Source organism: Actinomycetota bacterium, assembly GCA_041658565.1.
In the GTDB taxonomy this organism is placed as follows: domain Bacteria; phylum Actinomycetota; class AC-67; order AC-67; family AC-67; genus JBAZZY01.
In genome coordinates this window covers 21,502-27,789 of record JBAZZY010000031.1, presented here as the reverse complement: position 1 = coordinate 27,789, position 6,288 = coordinate 21,502, and the positions used below count along the sequence as shown (strand labels likewise).

The following is a 6,288-nucleotide window of genomic DNA, read 5'->3' as shown; positions in this document are numbered from 1 at the left end:
GCGCCCAAGGTTCCGGGCGCGCGAAGCAGTAACAGGATGTTGGTAGCTTTGCGTCGAAAGCCCCGAATGTCAAGATTCAAACATCGAGGGTGATCCAGCGCCGGGAAAAGAGAAACCCGCCCGGCTCCGAGGCGGCGCGGCTTTTGCTGTGCCGCCTCGGAGAGGGCGGGATTTGAACCCGCGAGGGACCGCAAAGCCCCTAGACGCTTTCGAGGCGCCCCGATTCGGCCGCTCTCGCACCTCTCCGCCGGGCATGGTACCAGGGTCACCCGGACCCCGGAGCGCTACGTCCGGCGCTCGGCGAAGAACTCGCGCAGCACCGCGCCGCACTCCTCGGCGAGCACGCCGCGGGTGACGGCAACGTTGTGATTCAGCCGGGGATCACGGGGAATATCAAACAGTGACCCGACCGCCCCGGCCTTAGGATCCTCGGCCCCGAACACCAGGCGTTCCACGCGCGCCAGCACCAGCGCCCCCGCGCACATCGCGCACGGCTCCAGGGTGACGTAGAGCGTGCAACCGGTGAGCCTCCACTCCCCGACGGCTTCTGCCGCCGCGCGCAAGGCCAGGATCTCGGCGTGCGCAGTGGGGTCGCGGTCGCGCTCGCGCTCGTTGCGCGCGCGCGCGATCACCTCGCCGCCGCGAACGACGACGCATCCGATCGGCACGTCGCCGAACGCGGTGGCCGCGCGCGCCTCTTCCAAGGCCTGTCGCATGAACGATTCGTCCATGTACGCCATGGTACGCAGTTGCCGCGCGCCGCACCCGCCTGTTGAATGCGGGGCATGCCAGACAACGATGTGGTTCTCGCAACCCGAGACCTGGTCAAGGAGTACGTGACCGGGCGATCGAGCGTGCGCGCGCTCGACGGGGTCACCTTCGAAGTTCCGCGCGGCCGCTTCGTCGCGGTCATGGGGCCCTCGGGCTCCGGTAAGTCCACGCTCCTACACCTGCTCGGCGGGCTCGACGCCCCCACGTCGGGCCAGGTTTGGCTCGAAGGCCAAGCCCTCGCCGACCTCGGCGACCGGCAACTCACCCTGGCGCGGCGAAACCGCATCGGGTTCGTCTTCCAGTTCTTCAACCTGGTTCCCGTGCTGACAATCGAGGAGAACATCGCACTGCCGCTCATCATCGGCGGCGCGCGCCCGAAGGAATACGTCGATCGCATCGAGCGCATCCTCAAGCTCGTCGGACTCACCGAGTGGCGCACGCACTTGCCGTCGGAGATCTCCGGCGGCCAGCAGCAGCGCGTTGCGGTGGCGCGCGCGCTGGTAACCGAGCCGGCCGTACTGCTCGCCGATGAGCCGACCGGGAACCTCGATCAAAAGACCGGCAACGAGGTCTTGACGTTGCTGCGCGAAGTTCAGCGCGCGCTGGGTCAAACGGTTGTGATCGTGACGCACGATGCGCACGCAGCCGGCTTCGCCGATGAGGTCGTCCTGCTGGTGGACGGAAAGATCAAAGACCGCCTCACCATCGACGAGCAAACCCATGCCGACGGAAGTGCCGTGGGAGGTGAGCGCCGTGCGCAGGCTGTCCTCGCTTGGCTCCAAGCAGCTGGCGCATAGGAAGGGCCGCTCGGTCCTGACCGCCGGGGGAATCATCCTGGGCGTCGCTGTGCTTTTCGGGGTGCTGGTGTCCAACGCGACGACGCAGACCGGCGTGGACCGACTGATCAGCGACTTCGTCGGCGATGCCGACGTGCTCGCAGGTCCGCCCGGCGCCTTCGATGCGACCGTGCCGGAGTCGATCGTTCCGCGCCTTGCGGCGCTTCCCGGTGTGCGCGTTGCTATCGGGGACTACCGCTTCGCCGGCTCCTTCAAGACCCCGGCAGTGGCCGACCCCGTCCAAGTCGAAGTGATCGGATCCGATCTCGCTGCAGCCCGTCGGCTGCAGACATTCACGCTCGCCCGAGGCGACTTCTACCGCGATGGCGCGACCGAGGCGATCGTTCCTCAGCGCTTGCTCGATCGGCTCGGCCTGAAAGCCGGAACGATGATGCCGCTGGGCACACCGCGCGGGATTCAACAAGTGCGTATTGCCGGCGTCCTGGAAGACACCGGCGCGGGCCGAACCAACCAGGGCGACGTCGTGTTCACTTCGCTCGCAACGGCGCGCGCACTGATGGACGCCGGTCCGGTGGTGTCGGGCGCGCGCCTGGCCCTGGACGACGGCATCGACGTCGAGAAGTGGATCGAGACCAACGGCGAGAGCGCGGGTTCGGAAATCCGCTTCGAGAACGCCTCCACAGTCGCGCAAGGATTCCGCGACTTCCTAGACATCCTCGGCGCGGTGTTCACGTTCTTCGCCGGGATCGTGCTGTTCGTCGGCGCGTTCTTGATCTACCTCACTCTGTCGATGGCCGTGATCGAGCGCGTACGCGTATACGGCACGATGCGCGCGCTCGGCGCGACGCGCGGACAAATCCGCCGCGTGGTCATCGTGGAAGCGCTTGTGCTCGGCACGGTCTCGACGGCCGGCGGCCTGGTGCTGGGACTTGCGCTTGCAAAGGGACTCGTCGCGCTCGTCTCAAATCTGTTCCGCATCGATCTGCCCGGCCTCACGGTGACAAGAAGCACTCTCGTGACGGCCGTGATCGTCGGCATCCTAACGACTCTGGTGTCGTCGCTCGTTCCGGCAAGGCGCGCAGGGCACCTGAGCCCGGTCGTAGCGATGCGCGGCAACTACGCCGCGGAAACGCACTTGTCGCGCGCCTGGATCTTCGGCTTGCTCGCGACGGCGGCGGGAGTCGGCATCGGACTCACCGGCGGCGGAGCGGGTCCGGCCGGCAGTCCGCTGCTGCTGCTCGGCGCGGTGCTGCTCACCCCGCTGCTGCTGCGTCCGCTGGCGCGCGTCCTCGGACGCTTGACCAACCGGATCGCGCGCGGCGTCGGCGATGTCGCGGTGCTGCACCTGGTCAAAGAACGCAGCCGTTCGGCGTACACGCTCGCACTGATCATGGTGGTCATGGCGATGATCTTCTCGATCGGCGGCCTGTACACGACGATGGACCGCGCAATGCAGGAAGCCATCGACCGCCAGTTCGGCGCCGACCTGTTCTTGCATCCGACCGGAGACCGGCCGACGGGAACGCTCGCACCTTCGTTTGAGAAAGACCTCGACGGCATCAAGGGAATCGGCGACTTCACGCCGATCCGGTTTGCTCAGGTCCAGTTCGTCGATCCCGACACCGGCAAGCCGGCCGATGGATTCGCGCGCATTCTGGATCCACGCACCTACTTCGACGTCGCCGGGTTCTCTCTCGCCGAAGGTACCGAACGCGGCGCGCGCGAAGCGCTGGAGCGCGGCGGATCAATCCTTGCTCCGAGTTCCGGCGTCTACGGCGTCCAGGAGGGAGGCCTGCACGTCGGAAGTTCCGTGCACCTGCAAACCACTCAGGGCGTGAAGGAGTTCCGTGTCGCCGGCACATACCTGACGATCGGCGGCATCCCCGCCATCACCGTCGGGATCGCCGACGGTCGACGCTACTTCAACGCCGGCGATCCCAACTCCTACCTCGCCAACCTCGCTCCGGAAGCGAACCTCGAGGCCGTCCGAGCGCAGATCGATCGCACGCTCGCCGCGCGTTACAACGTGGCGGTGGACACTGCGGCCGAAACCAAGCAGGACGCCAAGGAGCAGTTCGGCCGGTTCTTCAACATCTTCTACGCAATCCTGGGGGTCGCCGCGATCGTGGGTCTGCTCGGCCTGGCGAACACCCTTGCGATGTCGGTGCTGCAGAGATACCGCGAGATCGGCGTGCTGCGAGCGATCGGCGCGACGCGAAGTCAGATCTGGCGGATGGTGCTCGTTGAGTCGGCCACGCTGGGGCTCGTCGCGTTCGTGTTGTCGCTGCCGCTGGGACTGGTTATGTCCCTGCTCGCCGTACGCGGCGTGGCAGACGCGTTCTCGTTCGACATCGCCTACGTCTACCCTTCGGGATGGATACCGGTCGTCGGCGTCTTCGGGGTAATCATGGCCGTTGTGGCCGCGGTCGCGCCCGGGCGGCGCGCCGCCCGGCTGGAAGTCGTCAGCGCCTTGCAGTTCGAGTAAGACGGCGGCGGCGCGCGTATAGCAGGATGATGCCCGAGACCGCCGCCAGCATCACCGCCACGACGACCGCGACGCCGCGCCCGATCCCCGGCGCACTGTTCGATGGCGGCTTACCGACGCGCATGGCCGCGATCTCTTCCTCGAGCAGCGTCGTACCCACAAGGGCGCGCGCACGCACGACATAGGTTCCGTCGGGCAACTTCAAGTCCCAGGGCACGACGCGCGACTCGTGAGCGTCCAGCGAGGCCTGCGAGAACTCCGCGCGTGCGACTTCCTTGTCCCGGCGAACGGCCGTCATCTCCAAACTGAATTTCCCGGACGGCGTCTCGCCGGCGTTCGTGAGACGAACCGTGACCTCGCCGACGCTGGTCGCCGACACGATCTGAACCGCGATCTTGGGAACCGATGTCGCGGCAAGCACCGGCGTCGCGAACGCAGCAGTCAGCAACAGGGGGCACAAGACGCGAAGTCGCATCGCTCGATGCTACCGCGCGGGGCTCACGCGCACAGCAGCGTGGGCGTCGTGATCGAAGCCTGGTTCGAGTTCGCACTCCGCCAGTTGTTCTTCGTCGCCTTGACGACGTAGTAGTACGTGGTCGAGAACAACGGCGTCGTGTCGGTCCACGTCACGGTCGACTGCCCGCTCACGGTTCCCTTCGAAGTGTAAGGACCACCGCTGATCAGGGACCGGAAGATCTCGTAGCCGTCGGCCCACGTCGACGAAGTTGCCGTCCACGTGAGTCTCACCTCCGTAGAAGTCGCGACGACGCAGTTCTGGTTCGCCGCGGACAGGCTGCTTGCGGACTCCAGAGTCGCGCTGGCAACCGTCATCGACGGAGGCGACGGCGCGGAGTTGAAGGTGCCGAGCGCTGTGGCATCCAAGTGTCCCCACACCATGACCCCGGCCAGGACGACGTAGGTAAGCCGCCGCGCGCGCGCGGCGGGCTCACGGGCTCGTCTCCTTGGCACGGTTCAGATCACTCTCGGTTCCCTGCGAGGCGGCGAGGCTCCCCAGATCTGCACGAGCCACAGCAACGCGGCAATCACGGGGAGCACGAACAGCGCCGCCCGGCGCACCGACGGCGCCCGCAGCGCGTGGATCCCCCATCCCAGACGCGGGACCACAGCCCGCATCCGCCAAACCTCCGGCGTGTCGATGCGCGCGCGCCACGGATCGACCTCGGAACTAGCGTCCCCCTTCGTTCGCACCACGATGCCGCCGTCTTGCCGGCGCAAATCGATCACGCGATGGGTGACGACGCGGTGATCGTCCAAGGGCGCCTCGTAGGTGATGACGTCGCCCACCCGCAGCGATGTGACCGGCACCGGCGTAACGACGATCACCGATCCCACCGGCATGATCGGCCGCATGCTGTCCGACAGCACGGTGAGTGTCCGGTAGCGACCGCTGCGCGGACCGATCCCGATCGCCAGCAGGAGCACGACACTGGCGACGATCAATGTCCGGACGGCGGCTCTGGTTGTGATCCCCAAGAGCTTCGCGATTCGTTTCATATCTCCCGCCTAGGTGGAGGCCGCGGCTGACGCCGCGGCCTCCGTCATGGCTGCCGGCCGGCTACTTGTTGGTGGCCGCGCGCTGCGTGCCGGTGAAGGAGTACTGAATCGTCGAGGTCAGGCTTTGAAGCGTGTTCCCCGCCGTACTCGGCAAAGTCAACGTAAGGCGCAAGTAGTCGGTGTTGCCCGCGGTCGTCACCGTGAGGTTGGACATCGAAACGGCGCTGCCGATAACGGCGCGCGATGCGATCACCGATGAAGTCGTACCGCCACACGTGTACGTGAATGCAGGAGTTGTTCCGGACTCCGTCCACGCGACCGAACACCGGTCAATAACCATCTGCAGTCCGTCGGTGGCGTCGGTGTCGAGCGCGGAACTCGTCGTCGCGCTCGACGTGAGAGTAACCGACGCCAAGTTCTGCGAGCCGGAGTTCGCAATGTTGAAGCTTCGCTGCATCGTGTCGCCCGGGACGATTCCGGTTGCGTTCACGGTCAATCGGTTGGTCGCCGCGCCGGTCGCGCCGAGCGCAATCGTTACGGATCCCGATGCGACGGTCTGGGACGCCGACGAAGTGCTCGTGAACGAGGCGAACGTGCCCAGTCCCGCAATACTTGCCGCGGCACCGAGCACGCCGACCGACATCAGAATCTTCCGCGTGAGGCTGTTGCCGCCAAAACGACCCGCCACTCGGGACAAGGTTCCCGTCTTCCTCATTGCAG

General features: G+C 66.5%; 7 protein-coding genes and 1 tRNA gene. 2 read left to right on the top strand and 6 right to left on the bottom strand.

The window, feature by feature from the left end; translation table 11 throughout:
- Positions 1–157: 157 nt before the first annotated feature.
- Together WDA27_12815 and tadA are read right to left on the bottom strand one after the other, a co-directional pair.
- Positions 158–246: transfer RNA gene (locus WDA27_12815), tRNA-Ser, on the bottom strand.
- A 38-nt stretch (positions 247–284) separates the two neighbouring features.
- Positions 285–740 carry a tRNA adenosine(34) deaminase TadA gene (tadA, locus tag WDA27_12810; protein MFA5891810.1) on the bottom strand — a complete coding sequence of 152 codons (456 nt, stop codon included), beginning with the start codon at positions 738–740 and terminating at the stop codon, positions 285–287.
- A 45-nt stretch (positions 741–785) separates the two neighbouring features.
- Between tadA and WDA27_12805 the strand changes: the two genes are divergently transcribed.
- Together WDA27_12805 and WDA27_12800 are read left to right on the top strand one after the other, a co-directional pair.
- Positions 786–1,568, top strand: coding sequence for an ABC transporter ATP-binding protein (locus WDA27_12805; protein MFA5891809.1), 783 nt, complete (start codon positions 786–788; stop codon positions 1,566–1,568).
- Entirely contained in the window at positions 1,492–4,053 is a 2,562-nt protein-coding gene (locus tag WDA27_12800) for an FtsX-like permease family protein (GenBank protein MFA5891808.1), read from the top strand. The genes WDA27_12805 and WDA27_12800 overlap by 77 nt, the downstream gene beginning before the upstream one ends.
- On the opposite strand, the gene WDA27_12795 is transcribed toward WDA27_12800, so the two are convergent.
- The 4 genes from WDA27_12795 to WDA27_12780 all read right to left on the bottom strand — a co-directional run bounded on the left by WDA27_12795 (position 4,031) and on the right by WDA27_12780 (position 6,283).
- Entirely contained in the window at positions 4,031–4,528 is a 498-nt protein-coding gene (locus WDA27_12795; GenBank protein ID MFA5891807.1) for a hypothetical protein, read from the bottom strand. The two genes, WDA27_12800 and WDA27_12795, sit on opposite strands and share 23 nt — an antisense overlap.
- 23 nt (positions 4,529–4,551) lie before the next feature.
- Positions 4,552–5,022: a hypothetical protein gene (locus WDA27_12790; GenBank protein ID MFA5891806.1), complete on the bottom strand. Its 471-nt coding sequence runs from the start codon at positions 5,020–5,022 to the stop codon at positions 4,552–4,554.
- A 3-nt stretch (positions 5,023–5,025) separates the two neighbouring features.
- Positions 5,026–5,568 (bottom strand): signal peptidase I, encoded by a 543-nt coding sequence (locus WDA27_12785; GenBank protein MFA5891805.1) that lies wholly within the window; start codon positions 5,566–5,568, stop codon positions 5,026–5,028.
- 61 nt (positions 5,569–5,629) lie between these two features.
- Positions 5,630–6,283, bottom strand: a complete 654-nt coding sequence (locus tag WDA27_12780) for a TasA family protein (protein ID MFA5891804.1) — start codon at positions 6,281–6,283, stop codon at positions 5,630–5,632.
- Between the last annotated feature and the right edge of the window lie 5 nt (positions 6,284–6,288).